A 16,764-nucleotide genomic window follows, 5' to 3' on the forward strand; every position below is an offset into this window, starting at 1 on the left:
GCTATGCTCCGGCCCCTCCACCATCAGGTGGAGGGGCCGGAGTGCTTTTCCCGAACAACCGCAATCCACACATTTGGAACAGAGGAACACATGCAGCTTCAGGTGGCCCGCATTGGCAAGCCCCACGGCATCCGCGGGGAAGTCACGGTCCAGGTCCTGACCGATGCCCCTGGGGACCGGTTTGTCCCCGGCACCGAGATGGTGGTTGACCCCGCGGCCCTGGGCCCCCTGACGGTGAGCAGTGCGCGCTGGAACAAGGACATCCTCCTGCTCGGCTTCGAAGAGGTGGCAGACCGCAACCAGGCAGAGACACTGCGCGGCGCCAAGCTCTTCATTGAAACCGAGGAGCTGGATGAGGACGACGACGAAGGCTGGTACGAGCACGAACTCGTTGGACTCGAGGCCCGGGTGGGCTCAGACGTGGTGGGCAAGGTTGCCGCGCTCAACACCGGGACCGCGCAGGACCTGCTCATGGTCACCACCCCGGACGGCAGCGAAATCCTGGTTCCGTTTGTCGAGCAGATTGTTCCCGAGGTCAACATTGAGGAAGGGTACATCCTCCTTACGCCGCCGGCCGGCCTTTTCGAGCTGAACGCGGAGGCCGAAGCAGCCCCCTCGGAACCAGAAGGCAACGCCTAAATGCGCATCGACGTCGTCAGCATCTTTCCCGAGTACCTGGCTCCCCTTGAACTCTCGCTGATCGGCAAGGCCCGGCAGGACGGAATCCTGGACCTCCACGTCCACGACCTCCGCAGCTTCACCACCGACAAGCACCGTTCCGTGGACGATACCCCCTACGGCGGCGGCGCGGGCATGGTCATGAAGCCGGAACCCTGGGCGCAGGCCCTCGCCTCCATCGCCGAAGAGCGGCCCCGGGCCGAGGGCAAGCCCGTCCTGATCGTCCCCTCGCCCGCAGGGGAGCGGTTCACCCAGGCGCTGGCCTACGAACTCGCGGAGGAAGAGCATCTTGCTTTCGCCTGCGGGCGCTACGAGGGAATCGATGAGCGCGTCATTGAGTGGTCACGCGAGCACTTCGATGTGCGGCCGGTCAGCCTGGGGGACTACGTCCTCAACGGCGGGGAAGTGGCCGTCCTGGCCATGGTGGAGGCCATCGGCCGGCTGCTGCCCGGCGTGGTGGGCAATCCGGAATCATTGGTGGAGGAGTCCCACTCCGACGGCCTCCTGGAGTATCCCGTGTACACCAAGCCCGCCGTCTGGCGGGAGCGGGAAGTGCCGGCCGTGCTGCTGAGCGGCAACCACGGCAAGATCGCCCAGTGGCGCCGCCACGAGCAGTTCCGCAGGACGGCGTCGCGCCGCCCGGACCTGCTGGAAGGGTTCGACGCCGGAAGCCTCCCCCGTGCGGACCGCACCGAACTGCAGAACCTGGGATACGACGTCGTGGACGGGAAGCTGGCCCGCCGCCCCGAAGCGACCGGGCAACACCCCTGATTTGCGCCGCCCGGCGTACCCTGCCTGCCGGGGCCCGGCAGGATTGGCTGTAACGGTTCCACTGTGGCAAAATTAGTCCTTGTGTCTGCTGGGTCCGCACCTGCCACAGGGGGAGCGCAACCAACAGCTTAGGCAACCGGCCTCGTCAACCATTGAGGCGGCCGGACCACTTAACTTTCGGCAGCAATTTCCGGGCCGCTGACAAGCGCCCGGGCTTGCCTGCCGTGACCCAAAGTGAATGACCTGTGGCGTTCACCAGGAGTGCAATCATGCATATTCTCGATTCCGTAGATGCAGCTTCGCTGCGCACCGATGTTCCCGAGTTCCGCGCGGGTGACACCCTCAAGGTTCACGTGAACATCATCGAAGGCAAGAACTCCCGCGTCCAGGTGTTCCAAGGCTTCGTCCTTGGCCGCCAGGGTGACGGCGTCCGCGAGACCTTCACGGTCCGCAAGGTCTCCTTCGGTGTCGGCGTTGAGCGTACCTTCCCGGTACACTCCCCGATCATCGACAAGATCGAAGTTGTCACCAAGGGCGACGTTCGCCGCGCCAAGCTTTACTACATGCGTGCACTGCGCGGTAAGGCTGCAAAGATCAAGGAAAAGCGCGACTTCAGCACTGCCAAGTAAGTCCCTCCCGGACCTACGAAGGCTGGGCCGCAGCCGTAACCGGCCAGCGCCGGAGCCCATCAGCACCAGCGCAGCAGGATACGGACATGGACCAGACAAAACGCCAGCCCCCAAAAATGGGCTGGCGTTTTGCGTTCCTGGCGCTCCTCCTGGCGGTCGCGGTCAGCGGCCTGGTCCGGTCGCTGTGGATCGATGTCTACTTCATCCCGTCCGAATCCATGGAGCCTGTCCTGGAGGGCGGAGACCGGATCCTCGTATCGCGGACAGGCTTCCAGGAAGAACCGATACGGCGGGGAGACATTGTTGTCTTTGACGGGCGGGGCACGTTTGCGCCGCTCAACAGCGGCCGGGGCCCGCTCGCGGACGCCGCATCGGGAATCACCCAGTGGCTCGGACTCACCGGCAGCGACACCACCTACGTCAAGCGGGTCATCGGACTCCCCGGTGACAGTGTGGTCTGCTGCGATGCGGGAGGAAAGATCACCGTCAACGGCCAGATCCTGGAGGAGCCGTACATTTTCGACGGCGACGCGCCCAGTACCCAAAGGTTCAGTGCGGTGGTCCCGGACGGCCGGCTGTGGCTGCTGGGCGACCACCGTTCCCTGTCCGCAGACTCCCGCAGCCTGCTGGGCGCTCCCGGCGGGGGGATGGTGCCCATAGACCGGGTTATCGGCAGGCCCGTCCAGATCGTCTGGCCGCTTGATAGATTTGCTCCAGTACCACGGCCGCCCGCGGCTGAACCAACCATAGAGAACGGACAGTAGATGCCCGAGAACCACGCGCGGACACCGGAACCGCGCCACGACGGCACTTCGGATACCCCGGCCGGCCCGGCCTCCGGGGCAACTGTCCCCGGTGCGGACGAACCGGCCCCCGCGTCTCCTGCCCCGGCGCCGGCGGAAAGCCGTTCGGCTGCCAAAGCGGCGGACAAGCCGACCGGCAACCCCGTGTTCGCCTGGCTGAAGGAAGTGGCCACCGTTGTGGTGATCGCCGTCGTGCTCTCCTTCCTCATCAAGACTTTTCTTTTCCGGGCCTTCTTCATCCCGTCCGAATCCATGGTGAACACACTGGATGTCGACGACCGGATCTTCGTCAACCTCCTGGTGCCTGAACCCTTCTCGCTCAGCCGCGGGGACGTTGTGGTCTTCCGCGACACCAAGGGCTGGCTGCCGGCAGCGCCCGCAAAGGCGGAGGGGCCGTTTACCTGGGTGCAGGACGGTCTGACGTTCGTTGGGTTGCTGCCGGACAACTCGGAGCAGCACCTCGTCAAGAGGGTCATCGGCCTGCCCGGGGACCACGTGGTCTGCTGCGACACCGGCGGTAAAATCACTGTTAACGGGACCGCCCTTGACGAAACATACGTCAACCCTGCCGAGGTTCCGCAGGTCCGCAACTTCGACGTCGTTGTCCCGGAAGGGAAGGTGTGGGTGATGGGTGACAACCGGAACCACTCCGCCGATTCCCGCGCGCACATGGACGCCGACGGCGGCTTCATCGACGTCGACGACCTCGAGGGCAAGGCAGCGGTCATCGCGTGGCCTTTGAGCCGCATCACCTCTCTGGACAACCACCCGGACGTGTTCCGGAACGTGCCGGCGGCCCCCTGACATGTGCCCGGCAGTCAAGGCGGCCCCGGCTAAGGCCGATGCGGCGCAGACCAATCCGGCACAGGCCGCTCCTGGAAGGACCCGGTCCGGATCCACCAAGGTATCCGCCGTCCGCGCCAAGGCCCCGACGTTGCGCCACGAGCGGTCGTTCAAGGCGCAGGGGGTCCGGTACCTTGCCGGGGTGGACGAGGTGGGACGCGGTGCACTGGCAGGCCCGGTGAGCGTGGGCATCGCCGTGGTCGACCTCGAACGGCAGAAGTCACTGGCCGGGGTGCGGGACAGCAAGCTCCTGGCCCCTGCGGAGCGGGAGCGGCTGGAGCCCCTGGTGCGGCGGTGGAGCGTGGCCTCCGCGGTGGGGCATGCCTCCGCCCAGGAGATTGACGCGCTTGGCATCATCGCCGCGCTGCGTCTGGCCGGTACCCGTGCCTGGCATGACATCCTTGCCGGCGGAGTTACCCCGGACATGGTGCTGCTCGACGGGAGCCACAACTGGCTCTCGCCGGCCGGGCAGCCGTCCCTGTTCGATCCGCCCGTCCCCGACGTTGCCTGTGACGCCCCGGTGCATACCAAGGTCAAGGCGGACATGCAGTGCCTGAGCGTGGCCGCCGCCAGCGTCATCGCCAAAGTTGAGCGGGACCGGACCATGCGGGAACTGCACGTTGAGTACCCCGACTTCGGCTGGGACATCAACAAGGGGTATGCCACTGCGCTGCACCGCGACGTGCTCCGCGCGGCTGGGCCTACTCCCTACCATCGGGTGAGCTGGCGCCTGCTGGGCGGGGAGCTGCAGGACGGGGAGCCGGACCCCGGCGGGCTGCCAGGCGGGGAAGATTCGGCGGAAGACTGAGTCCTGCCATGCCCCGGCGCCTGTGGCGGTGGAGATGGTGCAAGATGGAACCATGAGTGCTGAAGATCTTGAAAACTATGAAACCGACATGGAGCTGCAGCTCTACCGTGAATACCGCGACGTCGTCGGACTGTTCAGCTACGTTGTCGAGACCGAACGGCGCTTTTACCTGGCCAACCATGTTGATCTTCAGGCCCGCAGCGCGGACGGTGAAGTCTATTTCGACCTGACACTGCAGGACGCCTGGGTGTGGGATGTGTACCGGTCGGCGCGGTTCGTTAAGAGCGTCCGGGTCCTCACATTCAAGGACGTTAACGTGGAAGAGCTTCCGCGCAACGAGGAGCTGGCCATGCCCAAGGACGTGGACCTGGGCAACTAGCGCCGGCCGCCACTCCACTTCTCCTCCACATCCTGCCCGGTCCACATAGGGCAGTTGTTCCCTTACCTCCGCTTGCTTCCGGCAGCAGGCTGGTTGCGGAGGTAGAAGATGAAATCAAAAGACCTGTTGGGCCGGCACGGCGAGGACCTCGCCGTCGAATACCTTGAATCCCTGGGCATGCTGGTGGTGGAGCGCAACTGGCGCTGCACCGAGGGCGAAATAGACATCGTGGCCCTCGACGGCGACGCGCTGGTCATTGCCGAAGTCAAAACCCGCCGCTCGCTGGATTACGGCCATCCCTTCGAGGCCGTCGGACCCGAAAAGCTCGCCCGGCTGCACCGGCTCGGTTCGGCGTGGTGCCGGGACCGGGAACTGCGGATGCCCCTGCGGCGCGTGGACGTGATAGCGGTCGTGGACGACGGCGGCGGCGAACCCTTGGTGGAGCACCTCAAGGGGGTGGGGTGAATGGCGCTGGGCCGCACGTACTCCATAGCGCTGGTGGGTTTGAACGGGTACATAGTGGAGGTTGAGGCCGATATCGGCCAGACCCTCCCGGCTTTTGTGATCCTCGGCCTGCCGGATGCCGCCTTGAATGAAGCCAAGGAGCGCATCCGGTCCGCGGCGAAGAACTCCGGCATCCCGCTCAGCCGGCGGAAGATCACCGCCAACCTGATCCCGGCATCGCTTCCCAAGCGCGGCTCGGGTTTTGACCTCGCTGTCACCATGGCTGTGCTCCGGGCCGCCAACGACATCAAGCCGACCGGCCGCACGGTCTTCATCGCGGAACTCGGGCTTGACGGCCGGCTCCGGCCCGTCCGGGGAATCCTTCCTGCCGTGATGGCCTCGGTGCAGGCCGGATATCCGGAGATCGTGGTGGCGCAGGCCAACCACGCCGAGGCGTCGCTGGTCCCCGGCGCCAACGTCCGCGGATACCGGACCCTCGCCAGGCTGGCGCTGGACTTCGGGGCAGACCCGCAGGAACTTGCCCTGGATTTCGAACCGGACGACGCCGAGGACTACGGCGACGCGCCCGGCGGGGCCTCCAGCTGCCCGGACATGGCGGATGTGTCAGGCCAGGGCGACGCCCGCCGTGCCCTTGAGGTCGCGGCCGCCGGAGCCCATCACCTGCTGCTCACAGGTCCGCCGGGCGCCGGCAAAACAATGCTCGCGGAACGCCTGCCAGGCCTGCTGCCTGACCTTGGCGACCATGAATCCATGGAGGTCACCGCCATCCACTCGTTGTGCGGCCTGCCGTCCTCCGCGGTCCAGCTCCTGCGCCGGCCGCCCTTTGAAAACCCGCACCACTCCGCAACCGCCGCTGCCATCATCGGCGGCGGCTCCGGGCTGCCCCGGCCGGGAGCGGCATCGCGGGCACACCGCGGGGTGTTGTTCCTGGACGAGGCCCCCGAGTACGAACGCCGGGTCCTCGATGCCCTGCGGCAGCCCCTGGAGAGCGGTGAGCTGGTCATCCACCGGTCCGCAGGAACCGCTGCCTACCCCGCGCGTTTCCAACTGGTGCTCGCCGCCAATCCCTGCCCGTGCGGCAAGGCCTCCGGCAAAGGGCTCGATTGCACCTGCACCCCCATGATGCGGCGCCGCTACCTCGCCAGGATGTCAGGGCCTTTGCTGGACCGCGTGGATATCCAGCTCCAGGTCGAGCGGGTGTCCCTGGCCGAGTTCGGACAGGCCGGGGAAGAGGAGGATACGGCGTCAGTTGCCCGGCGGGTGCGGGCTGCGCGTTCCCGGCAGGCCGAGCGGTTAGGCCCGTTCGGGTTGGAGACCAATTCGCAGGTGCCTGGCCGCATCCTGCGCGGGGAGTTGCGGCTTCCCCCAACTGCCACCCGCATCCTCGACCATTCCCTGGAACGCGGCGTCCTGACAGCCCGCGGCTACGACCGGGTTCTGCGCCTGGCGTGGACCCTTGCCGACCTTGCCCATCGGGACGTCCCCGATACAGACCACATCGGGCAGGCCCTGGGCCTGCGGCAGGCAGCGGCGGCCGCGGCATGAAGGAACCAGCCATCGATGCGGAACGGCTGGCGCGCGCCGCGCTGTCACGGCTCATGGAGCCCCAGGATGCTGCGGGCCTCGCCCTCGTCCAGCTGGCGGGCGCGGTGGACGCCCTCGGAATCGCCACCGGCCAGCTGAAGGCGGGGCCCGAACTGGAGCGCGAAATCACCGGACTCCTTGCTGACAACGGCTCCGCCACAAGCTGGGCCGGAATGGCCGCTGCGCTTAAGCGTTGGCAGCCACGGATCCCTGACCTGGCGCCGGAACGCGACCTCGCTACCATGGCCCGCCTGGGCGGACGTCTCATCATCCCGTCCGACGATTTGTGGCCCGGCCAGTTGGCCGACCTCGGAATCCAGGAACCGATCTGCCTGTGGTGGCGCGGCCAGGAGCAGCCGCTCCCGGCCGCTGACACCTGTATCGCCCTGGTGGGGTCGCGGGACAGCACCAGCTATGGAGCGGCCGTCACGGGCGACCTCGCCTACTCGCTCGCGCAGCGCGGATTCACCGTGGTCTCGGGTGGCGCATACGGCATCGATGCCCATGCCCACCGGGCTGCGCTGGCCGGGGGCTCCGGCGCCGTACCCACCATCGCCGTGATGGCGGGCGGTGTGGACCGGTTCTATCCGTCCGGGAACGAGGATCTCCTGCGGGCTGTCTGCAACCAGGGAGCGGTGCTTGCCGAGGTACCTCCCGGTTCTGCGCCTACCCGGTACCGGTTCCTGCAGCGGAACCGGCTTATTGCCGCCCTGTCTGCCGTAACCGTTGTGGTGGAGGCCCGATGGCGCTCCGGGGCACTTAACACTGCCCACCATGCCGAAACGCTGGGCCGTGCCGTCGGGGCCGTTCCGGGATCGGTACACAGTGCCAACTCGGCAGGCTGCCACCGGCTGTTGCGGGACGGGGGAGCGGTGTGTGTCACTGATGCTGCAGAAGTGGCGGAGCTGGCATCACCAAGCGGTGCAGCGCTGCCGGAACAACGGCCGGGGCGCGCCCAGGTCCAGGATGGGCTCACCCTGGAGGACCTGATCCTCCTGGATGCGCTGCCGCTGCGCTCCACCACCTCTGTCGAGAAACTGTCCGCAGTCGCCGGCCTGGGTGTCGAATCGGTGCGCGCCGGGCTCGGCCGCCTGGGATTGCTCGGACTGGCAGTTTCGGAACGGGGCGGCTGGAAACGCGGCAAGGCATCAGCGTGATTCGGCACAAATGCTGTGCAGCGGCCTGGCCGTGTCAGCCGGCGGTTCGCCGGCCACAACTGAGACAGTAGGAGAGTGGATCATGAGGAATTGCCCGCAGAGCTCGAGGAAGCACTGGATGCGTTCGCCGGTTATCTGTCAGGGGAGCGGGCCCTGTCGGCCCACACCCGGCGGGCGTACCTGGGTGACCTGCGGAGCCTCCTGGCCTACGCAGCAACCGAAGGTGCCGCCGGACTCAAGGACCTCGAGTTGGGGACGCTCCGCCGCTGGCTGGGGGTGCAAAGCCAGGCAGGTGCCGCACGGGCAACCCTTGCCCGCCGGTCCGCCACCATAAGGTCGTTCACGGCGTGGGCGCTGCGCGAGGAGCGGATCGCAGCCGATCCCGCCCTCAGGCTGAAGGCGCCCAAACGTGAACAATCCCTGCCCGGCGTCCTGCAGACTTCCCAGCTCACCCGTCTGCTGGCAAAGATGGAGGAAGCGGCAGCCGACGGTGAACCCATGGCAGTCCGCGACCGCGCCATCGTGGAACTCCTCTATGCCACAGGCGTACGCGTGGGTGAACTGGCAGGCCTCGACATCGATGACCTGGACCCGGACCGCCGGACACTGCGGGTCATCGGCAAGGGCAACAAGGAACGGACGGTGCCGTTCGGTGTTCCGGCTGCTGTCGCGGTGGATGACTGGCTGCGGCGGGGCCGGCCGCTGCTGGCCAGGGACACCAGCGGTCCGGCACTCTTCCTTGGTGCCCGCGGGGGACGGGTGGACCAGCGGCAGGTCCGGGCTTTGGTGAACAGCCTCTTCGGGTCACTGGGGGACACCTCGGCATCCGGACCACACGCCCTCCGCCACTCCGCAGCCACGCATCTCCTTGACGGTGGTGCGGACCTTCGAGCGGTCCAGGAAATCCTGGGACACAGCAGCCTCGCCACCACCCAGATCTACACCCATGTTTCGGTGGACCGGCTGCGCAAAAGCTACCAGCAGGCACACCCCCGCGCATGAGTGACAGTGTGGGTAATCGCACTGGCGTAATTCGGCGGGGTACGGCACAATAAGAGTCACGTCCGGCAACTTTCAAGTGACGCTTGAAGCTCATGAGGCTTTACGCGGCGCGGCAAGTCCGGACACAGCTTAATCCGATACATCTGAATAACCGGGCAGGCAACTCCCGCAGGAAAAGGCACAGCAGTTCCATCCAGGCAGAGGTCGTTGGGGAAGACGTACCTAGAGCTATGGAGGATGGAATGTCTGTTGCAATGACCCGTGGTGTGCTGTTTGTTCACTCGGCCCCTACGGCCCTGTGCCCTCATGTTGAGTGGGCCATTGGCTCCGTCGTGGACAAACGGACGGACCTTGAGTGGACCCCTCAACCTGCCGCGCCCGGAATGTTCCGTGCCGAGCTGTCCTGGACCGGGACACCCGGGACGGGAGCCAAACTGGCGTCCTCGCTCCGCGGCTGGGCGCACCTGCGCTTCGAGGTCACGGAAGAACCGAGCCAGGGTGTGGACGGCGGCCGCTGGTCCCATACCCCCGAACTCGGTATTTTCCATGCGGTCACCGACGTGCACGGCAACATCATGGTGTCCGAGGACCGGATCCGCTACGCGTACGAGTCCGGAGCAGGCGATCCCGCAGCGGTCTACCACGAGCTGTCGCTCGCACTGGGCGAGGCCTGGGACGAGGAACTTGAGCCCTTCCGGCACGCCGCCGAAGGCGCCCCCGTGCGCTGGCTCCACCAGGTGGGCTGACCGCCGTCGTACGTTTTTCAGTAAGGACTCCATAGCAAAGAGGAGGCCCCGCCAGCCGGCGGGGCCTCCTCTTGTGGTCCGGGATCAGGCTCGGGGCCGGTGTCAGACGCTCCGGACAGCGACGACGGCGTTGTGGCCGCCGAAACCGAAGGAGTTGCTCAGTGCCACAATGTTGCCTGCCGGCAGGTCGCGGGCAGACGTGACAACGTCCAGCGGAATTTCCGGATCCTGGTTTTCGAGGTTGATCGTGACGGGCGCTTTGCGTTCGTAGACGGCGAGCACGGTGAGGACGGCTTCGACGGCACCGGACGCGCCCAGGAGGTGGCCCATCTGCGACTTGGTGGCCGAAACCGCCACGTTGTCGATGTGCGAACCGAGGGCGGCGCGGAGGGCCGTGTATTCCGGCTTATCGCCAACGGGGGTGGACGTGGCATGCGCGTTCACATGGACCACGTCTTCAGCCTGGATCCGCCCGTCGAACATGGCTGCCTTGAGTGCGCGGGTTGCACCGAGGCCTTCGGGGTCCGGTGCGGTGATGTGGTACGCGTCGGCGGTAACGGACGTTCCGGCGAGTTCACCGTAGATCCGGGCTCCGCGTGCCAGGGCGTGCTCTTCGGCCTCAAGCACCAGTGCGCCTGCGCCTTCGCCCATCACGAAGCCGTCGCGGCCAAGGTCGTAAGGCCGGGATGCGCGCTCCGGTTCATCGTTCCTGCGCGAGAGGGCCTGCATGGAGGCGAAGGCCGCGAGGGGCATGGGGTGGATGGCGGCTTCCGCGCCGCCGCACATCACCACGTCCGCTTTGCCCGAGCGGATCAGGTCCAGGCCCAGGTGCAGTGCCTCAGTGCCGGAGGCGCAGGCAGATACGGGCGTGTGGGCGCCTGCACGGGCTCCCAGGTCCAGGCTGACAGCCGCCGCAACACCGTTGGGCATCAGCATGGGAACGGTCATGGGGAGGACCCGGCGGGGGCCCTTTTCCTTCAGCGTGTCCCAGGCGTCCAGCAGGGTCCAGACCCCGCCGATGCCGGTCGCGAAGGCAACAGCCAGGCGGTCCTTGTCGAATTCGGTGATGCCGGAGTCGGCCCAGGCCTCGCGGGCAGCGATGACGCCGAACTGGGTGGAGGGGTCCATCCGCTTGGCCTCGACACGGCTGAGCACGTCAAGTGCCGGGGTGCTGCACCGGGCGGCGAAGTGGACGGGAAGCTCGTACTTGGCGACCCAGTCGTCTTCCAGGGTGCGGGCACCGGAGACCCCCTTGAGCGCGTTGTTCCACATTGTGGGTACATCGCCGCCGATGGGCGTGGTGGCACCCAGACCGGTAATGACTACTTTGCGTGTCATGGGATCACTCTCTGTCGGTGGGAATCCGTCTCCGTCGTCCGGAGGGTCCCGCGTGTTGTTGAACGGCGCTCGGCCGGATAGGAAGCAGGAGTGCCGGCTGGGGCACGCTGCTGAAAAAAGCGGCGGGCTGCCGGTCCGGCCATCCGGACCGGCAGCCCCGCCATGCCGTCGAAACGGCGGTAGCCTTGACTAGGCCTGTGCTCCGGCGATGAAGCTGACAGCGTCGCCAACGGTCTTGAGGTTCTTGACCTCTTCGTCCGGGATGCGCACGCCGAACTTCTCTTCCGCGTTGACCACGATGGTCATCATCGAGATGGAGTCGATGTCCAGGTCCTCGGTGAAGGACTTGTCCAGCTCTACAGCCTCCGGGGCCAGGCCGGTTTCTTCGTTGACGATTTCAGCCAAGCCGGCCAGGATCTCTTCGTTGCTAGCCATTAGTGGCTCCTTTTCTTGTGTTGCCGGCAGGGGCTGCCGGAAATGGGCCGGGCCGCGGATGCGGCCCGTGGGGCGTTGCTAGGGAAGGACAACTACCTGGGCGCCGAACACCAGCCCGGCGCCGAAGCCGATCTGCAGGGCGAGACCGCCGCTCAGCTCCGGGTTTTCCTGCAGCAGGCGGTGCGTTGCCAGCGGGATGGACGCGGCAGACGTGTTGCCGGCGTCGGCAATGTCCCGTGCCACTGTAACCGTCTCCGGCAGCTTCAGCTTCTTCACCATCTCGTCGATGATGCGCATGTTGGCCTGGTGGGGAATGAACGCCACCAGGTCTTCGGCCTCGACGCCGGCAGCCTCGAGTGCCTGCTGGGCCACCTTCGCCATTTCCCAGACAGCCCAGCGGAACACCGTCTGACCGTCCTGGCGAAGCGTGGGGTAGAGCTCCTGGGCTTCTTCCAGCAGCGCGAGGTCGCCGGTGGAGTCCGACTGGCGGGCAGCCATGCCGAGGTCGCGTACGTCCAGCATGGAGCGCGTCATACCGATCGCGTCCCACTTGCTGCCGTCGGATCCCCAAACCGAGGGCGAGATGCCCGGAGTGTCGGACGGGCCGATGACGACGGCGCCGGCACCGTCGCCAAGCAGGAAGGAGATGGTTCGTTCCCGGTTGTCGATGACGTCGGAGAGCTTCTCCGCTCCGACCACCAGCACATACTTGGCCGTTCCGGACCGGACCAGGGCGTCCCCCTGGGCGATGCCGTAGCAGTAGCCGGCACATGCTGCGGAAATGTCGAAGGCAGGGGCCGGGGTGGCACCCAGCCGGTCAGCCAGGCTTGCAGCGGCCGAAGGGGTGGCGTAGGGGTGGGTCACCGTCGAAACGATCACGGCGCCGAGGTCAGAGGCCTGGATTCCGGCCTTCTCCATCGCCTCACGGGCAGCGCCCTCGGCCATGTCAATGACGCTCACATCCGCCTTGGCGCGGTGGCGCGTCACGATTCCTGTGCGCTGCCGGATCCACTCGTCCGAGGAGTCGATCCACTGGCACACATCCTCGTTGGTGACGATGACGTCCGGCCGGTAAGCGCCCAGCCCAAGGATCCGGGTGTGCTCCTGGAGGGGAGCCTGCTTCAGCGTGGGAACGCTCATGCGTTGCCCTCCAGTTCTGCGAAGAGTGCCAGGGCGGCGGAAAGATCGTCGGGGGTCTTGACCGCCACCGTCTTGACCCCTGGCATGCCGCGCTTGGCCAGGCCGGCGAGGGTACCGGCGGGAGCCAGTTCAATGACGCCAGTGACGCCGCGCCGGACCATGGCTTCCATGCAGAGGTCCCAGCGCACGGGGCGGGATACCTGGGCGATGAGGCTGTCGACGGCGGCAGGGCCGTCGGTGACTTCGCCGCCGTCGTAGTTCGACAGCAGGGGAACAGTGGGCGCCTGCGGCTTCAGCTGCGGCTCAAGCGCCTTCAGCGCGCTGACTGCGGGGGACATGTGGCCCGTGTGGAAGGCGCCGGCAACCTTCAGCGGGATGACCCGTGCTTTGGCCGGCGGGTTGTCGGCGAGTGCCTTCAGCTGGTCAAAGGTTCCTGCGGCCACTGTCTGGCCCGCGCCGTTGACATTGGCAGGTGTGGCGCCGGACGCCTCGATGGCTGCCAGGACCTCCGCCGGATCCCCGCCCACCACGGCGCTCATGCCGGTGGGGGTGACGGAGGCAGCGGCCGCCATGCTGTTGGCACGTTCGCGGACGAAGGTCATGGCTTCCTGCTCGGTCAGGACACCGGCCAGGGCGGAAGCGGTGATTTCACCGACCGAGTGGCCTGCCAGGATCACCGGCAGGGAGTTGAGTTCGACGTCGAAGAGGGATGCCGCGGCCACCAGCCCGGCGGCGACAATCAGGGGCTGCGCTACGGCAGTGTCCTTGATGGTTTCCTCATCCGAGGTGGTTCCGTGGGCGATCAGGTCAATACCCGCGATGTCGCTCAGGGAGGCCAGCTGGCCTGCCACCGAGGGAAGTTCCAGCCAAGGGGCCAGAAAACCCGGGGTTTGTGAGCCCTGTCCAGGGCAGACTATTGCAAGCACGTATCCAGCTTTCCAAATTACTGTGTGATCCAGCGGTGTTTGTCCGCACCAAGCTCACGGGGTCAGGTTGTAGGAAGTCTACAACGCCTCAGGGTTGATTCCGCGACGGCTGACGTTCCGTGGCTGCTTTTGGAGGGGCCGAAAGGCGGCCCACCACGAGCGCTGCCTGCAGGACAAACGCCTCGCGGGGAAGGAGCGGATCCCAGCCCGTGACGTCGCAGACCCGCTTGAGCCGGTAGCGCACGGTGTTGGCATGGACAAAGAGTTCACGGGCGGTGGCCTCGAGGGAATGCCCCAGTTCGAGATAGGTGCCAAGCGTTTCCACCAGTCCATTGGATGCCGCCAGCAGGGGCCGGTAAATGTTTTTGACCAGCGAGCGGCGGGCGGCGTCGTCGCCGGAGATGACGCGCTCGGGGAGCAGGTCGTCGGCCGCCACCGGCCGCGGCGCGGAGGGCCAGGCCTTGGCCGCGGTGAGACCGGCAAAGGCGGACTGTGCTGAGCCGCTGGCCTCCAGCAGGGAACCGGCCTCGGGGCCATACACAACGGGCCCGGGCGCAAACATCTCGCTGAGTTTCACGTAGGCGGTTTCGCGGTCCTGGACCCCTCCGAGAATGAGGATCAGCCGGTCGCCCTGGATGCCCACGAGCGCGTCTTCCGCGTAGCGCCCGGCCGTCCGCCGCAGCTCGCTCACGTAGCTGGCGCTGGGTTCGGAGGGTGAATTACCCACCATGACCGTGAAGCGTTCCTGCGCTTTCCAGCCAAGCGCCGCTATCCTGGAGCGCAGGGCGTCGGTATTTTCGCCGCGCAGGATGGCGTCCACGATCAATGCTTCGAGGCGGGTATCCCAGGAACCGCGGGATTCCGCGGCGCGCGCATAGACGTCCGCCGCAGCAAAAGCCACTTCCCGGGAATACCGCAGGACAGCCTCCCGGAGCGAGGGCTGGTCCGCCTCCGGCGCGATGACCGGAACCTGGTCCTCCACCACCTCCACCACGATCCGGATCAGCTGCAGGGCCTTTTGCAGGCTGATCGAGCGGGTCAGCTCCGTCGGGGCGGTACCGAAGACGTCCGTGAGGATCCATGACGGGGAACTCGGCCGCTCGTACCAGGTGACGAACGCGGCGATGCCGTTCTGCGCCACCATGCCAAGCGCGGACCGTTCGTCGGAACTCAGCCGGCTGTACCAGGGAAGCGATTTTTCCAGCTCACGCATTGTGGTGGTGGACAGCTGTCCCACATTTGCGCGCAACTTTTTCAGGGTCTCGGACTTCTCCGGGGTGACCTTGGGCTGGGACGGTTTGCGCTTGGCGGACGGGGTGGCTGGTGCTGGCATCCTTCGAGCATACGGGCAGCGTCCCGCAAGCTCCATTTGTGCAAAGGCTACAATCCGCCTTGTTGTGCGTCACACAGCAGTCGCCCCTCCAGACGAACGACGGCGGCCCCCGCCTTCCGGAGGGAGCCGCCGTCGTTGATGCTGCGGGGGAGGGGTTAAGCCTCTCCTCCGGCGTTGCCGGTTGAGCCGGCATTCACGTTGTGCAGCCGGTACTTCTCGATGGCCTTGATGGGAGCCTGCGCGTCCACCTCGCCCCGGCGTGCCAGCATCTCCAGGGAACGCACCACGATCGAGTGGGTGTCGTTCTTGAAGAACCGTCGGGCTGCTGCGCGGGTGTCGGAGAAGCCGAAGCCGTCCGCGCCCAGGGTGGCGTACTCGTTCGGCACGAACTGGCGGATCTGGTCCGGGACAGCCTTCATGTAGTCGGACACGGCCACGACAGGTCCGGTGGCACCTTCGAGCTGCTGTGTCACGAAGGGTACGCGTGCGGGTTCGCCGGGGTTCAGGAACGCTTCCTCTTCGGCGGCGAGGCCGTCGCGGCGCAGTTCGTTCCAGGAGGTGACGGACCAGACGTCCGCGGAGACGGACCAGTCTTCGGCCAGGATCCGCTGGGCTTCCAGCGCCCACGGCACCGACACGCCCGAGGCCAGGATCTGGGTGCGGGGACCGTCGATCTTCGCGGGAGCGAGCAGGTAAATGCCCTTGATGACGCCCTCGACGTCCAGTTCCTCCGGTTCGGCGGGCTGGGTGATCGGCTCGTTGTAGACCGTGAGGTAGTACATGAGGTTCCGGTCTTCCGAGTCCGGCCCGTACATCCGTTCCAGGCCGTCGCGTATGATGTGGCCCATTTCGTAACCGTAGGCGGGGTCGTAGGTGACCACTGCCGGGTTGGTTGAGGCCAGCAGGGGGGAGTGGCCGTCGGCGTGTTGGAGGCCTTCGCCGGTGAGGGTGGTCCGGCCGGCGGTGGCGCCGATGATGAAGCCGCGGGTCATCTGGTCTGCTGCTGCCCAGAAGGCGTCGCCGGTGCGCTGGAAGCCGAACATGGAGTAGAACACGTAGACCGGGACCAGGGGTACGCCGTGGGTGGCGTAGGCGGTACCGGCGGCGGTGAAGGCTGCCACGGCGCCGGCTTCGTTGATGCCGGGGTGGATCAGCTGGCCCTGGGCGGATTCCTTGTAGGCCAGGACCAGGTCCCGGTCCACGGACAGGTAGTTCTGGCCCTTGGGGTTGTAGATCTTCGCGGTGGGGAAGAACGCGTCCATGCCGAACGTACGGGCCTCGTCCGGGATGATCGGGGCGATGTGCTTGCCGAAGTTCTTATCCCGCATCAGGTCCTTCAGGAGCCTGACGAACGCCATGGTGGTGGCGGCTTGCTGCTTGCCCGAGCCGCGCTTTGCCACCTCGTAGGACTTGGCCTCTGGCAGGGTGATTTCGGCGTGCTTGGAGCGGCGCTCCGGCACGGAACCGCCCAGGGCTGCGCGGCGCTCCATCATGTACTGGATCTCCGGCGCATCGGTGCCCGGGTGGTAGTACGGCGGCTGGTACGGATCCTTCTCCAGCTGCTCATCCGTGACCGGAATCCGCAGGTGGTCCCTGAACTTCTTCAGGTCGTCCAGGGTCAGCTTCTTCATCTGGTGGGTGGCGTTGCGGCCTTCGAAGTGGGGTCCGAGTCCGTAGCCCTTGACGGTTTTGGCGAGGATGACGGTGGGTTTGCCCTTGAATTCGGT

Annotated in this window: 17 protein-coding genes and 1 pseudogene; 12 read left to right on the top strand and 6 right to left on the bottom strand. The window is 66.5% G+C overall.

What is annotated here, in order from left to right; translation table 11 throughout:
* Positions 1 to 90 precede the first annotated feature (90 nt).
* The 12 genes from rimM (at position 91) to B5520_RS20835 (ending at position 9,865) form a co-directional block, all read left to right on the top strand.
* Complete coding sequence (rimM, locus tag B5520_RS20780) at positions 91 to 639, top strand: ribosome maturation factor RimM (protein ID WP_104443653.1); 549 nt, start codon at positions 91 to 93, stop codon at positions 637 to 639.
* Positions 640 to 1,449, top strand: a complete 810-nt coding sequence (gene trmD, locus B5520_RS20785; RefSeq protein ID WP_079598962.1) for a tRNA (guanosine(37)-N1)-methyltransferase TrmD — start codon at positions 640 to 642, stop codon at positions 1,447 to 1,449.
* A gap of 269 nt (positions 1,450 to 1,718) precedes the next feature.
* Positions 1,719 to 2,078: a 50S ribosomal protein L19 gene (rplS, locus tag B5520_RS20790; protein WP_079598963.1), complete on the top strand. Its 360-nt coding sequence runs from the start codon at positions 1,719 to 1,721 to the stop codon at positions 2,076 to 2,078.
* A gap of 86 nt (positions 2,079 to 2,164) precedes the next feature.
* Positions 2,165 to 2,842, top strand: coding sequence for a signal peptidase I (gene lepB / locus B5520_RS20795; protein ID WP_079598964.1), 678 nt, complete (start codon positions 2,165 to 2,167; stop codon positions 2,840 to 2,842).
* Positions 2,843 to 3,685 carry a signal peptidase I gene (gene lepB, locus B5520_RS20800; RefSeq protein WP_079598965.1) on the top strand — a complete coding sequence of 281 codons (843 nt, stop codon included), beginning with the start codon at positions 2,843 to 2,845 and terminating at the stop codon, positions 3,683 to 3,685.
* 1 nt (position 3,686) lies between these two features.
* Positions 3,687 to 4,532, top strand: coding sequence for a ribonuclease HII (locus B5520_RS20805; RefSeq protein ID WP_079598966.1), 846 nt, complete (start codon positions 3,687 to 3,689; stop codon positions 4,530 to 4,532).
* A 52-nt stretch (positions 4,533 to 4,584) separates the two neighbouring features.
* The gene (locus tag B5520_RS20810) at positions 4,585 to 4,911 is read left to right on the top strand and encodes a DUF2469 domain-containing protein (protein WP_009359307.1); all 327 of its coding nucleotides are present in this window, start codon (positions 4,585 to 4,587) and stop codon (positions 4,909 to 4,911) included.
* Between the two features lie 108 nt (positions 4,912 to 5,019).
* Complete coding sequence (locus tag B5520_RS20815; RefSeq protein WP_079598967.1) at positions 5,020 to 5,376, top strand: YraN family protein; 357 nt, start codon at positions 5,020 to 5,022, stop codon at positions 5,374 to 5,376.
* Positions 5,377 to 6,921 (top strand): YifB family Mg chelatase-like AAA ATPase, encoded by a 1,545-nt coding sequence (locus B5520_RS20820; protein WP_079598968.1) that lies wholly within the window; start codon positions 5,377 to 5,379, stop codon positions 6,919 to 6,921.
* Entirely contained in the window at positions 6,918 to 8,117 is a 1,200-nt protein-coding gene (gene dprA, locus B5520_RS20825) for a DNA-processing protein DprA (RefSeq protein WP_079598969.1), read from the top strand. Before B5520_RS20820 ends, dprA begins: the two co-directional genes overlap by 4 nt.
* A 75-nt stretch (positions 8,118 to 8,192) precedes the next feature.
* A complete protein-coding gene (locus tag B5520_RS20830) occupies positions 8,193 to 9,119 on the top strand; it encodes a tyrosine recombinase XerC (RefSeq protein WP_079598970.1) in 927 nt (308 codons plus the stop codon).
* A gap of 242 nt (positions 9,120 to 9,361) precedes the next feature.
* Positions 9,362 to 9,865, top strand: coding sequence for a DUF3145 domain-containing protein (locus B5520_RS20835; RefSeq protein ID WP_009359312.1), 504 nt, complete (start codon positions 9,362 to 9,364; stop codon positions 9,863 to 9,865).
* Positions 9,866 to 9,967: 102 nt separating this feature from the next.
* Here the strand turns inward: B5520_RS20835 and B5520_RS20840 are convergent, their stop codons facing one another.
* From B5520_RS20840 to B5520_RS20865, 6 genes and pseudogenes are all read right to left on the bottom strand, one after another.
* Positions 9,968 to 11,203: a beta-ketoacyl-[acyl-carrier-protein] synthase family protein gene (locus B5520_RS20840; protein WP_079598971.1), complete on the bottom strand. Its 1,236-nt coding sequence runs from the start codon at positions 11,201 to 11,203 to the stop codon at positions 9,968 to 9,970.
* Positions 11,204 to 11,392: 189 nt separating this feature from the next.
* A complete protein-coding gene (locus B5520_RS20845; protein WP_009359314.1) occupies positions 11,393 to 11,638 on the bottom strand; it encodes an acyl carrier protein in 246 nt (81 codons plus the stop codon).
* A 78-nt stretch (positions 11,639 to 11,716) separates the two neighbouring features.
* Complete coding sequence (locus tag B5520_RS20850) at positions 11,717 to 12,778, bottom strand: beta-ketoacyl-ACP synthase III (RefSeq protein WP_079598972.1); 1,062 nt, start codon at positions 12,776 to 12,778, stop codon at positions 11,717 to 11,719.
* Positions 12,775 to 13,704, bottom strand: a complete 930-nt coding sequence (locus B5520_RS20855; RefSeq protein WP_176156940.1) for an ACP S-malonyltransferase — start codon at positions 13,702 to 13,704, stop codon at positions 12,775 to 12,777. The genes B5520_RS20850 and B5520_RS20855 overlap by 4 nt, the downstream gene beginning before the upstream one ends.
* 88 nt (positions 13,705 to 13,792) lie before the next feature.
* Positions 13,793 to 15,037: a PucR family transcriptional regulator gene (locus B5520_RS20860; RefSeq protein ID WP_079598974.1), complete on the bottom strand. Its 1,245-nt coding sequence runs from the start codon at positions 15,035 to 15,037 to the stop codon at positions 13,793 to 13,795.
* Positions 15,038 to 15,192: 155 nt separating this feature from the next.
* Positions 15,193 to 16,764 (bottom strand): annotated as a pseudogene (locus B5520_RS20865) (pyruvate dehydrogenase (acetyl-transferring), homodimeric type); the annotation flags it as partial.

The sequence above is a fragment of the Arthrobacter sp. P2b genome (genome assembly GCF_900168295.1).
In the GTDB taxonomy this organism is placed as follows: domain Bacteria; phylum Actinomycetota; class Actinomycetes; order Actinomycetales; family Micrococcaceae; genus Arthrobacter.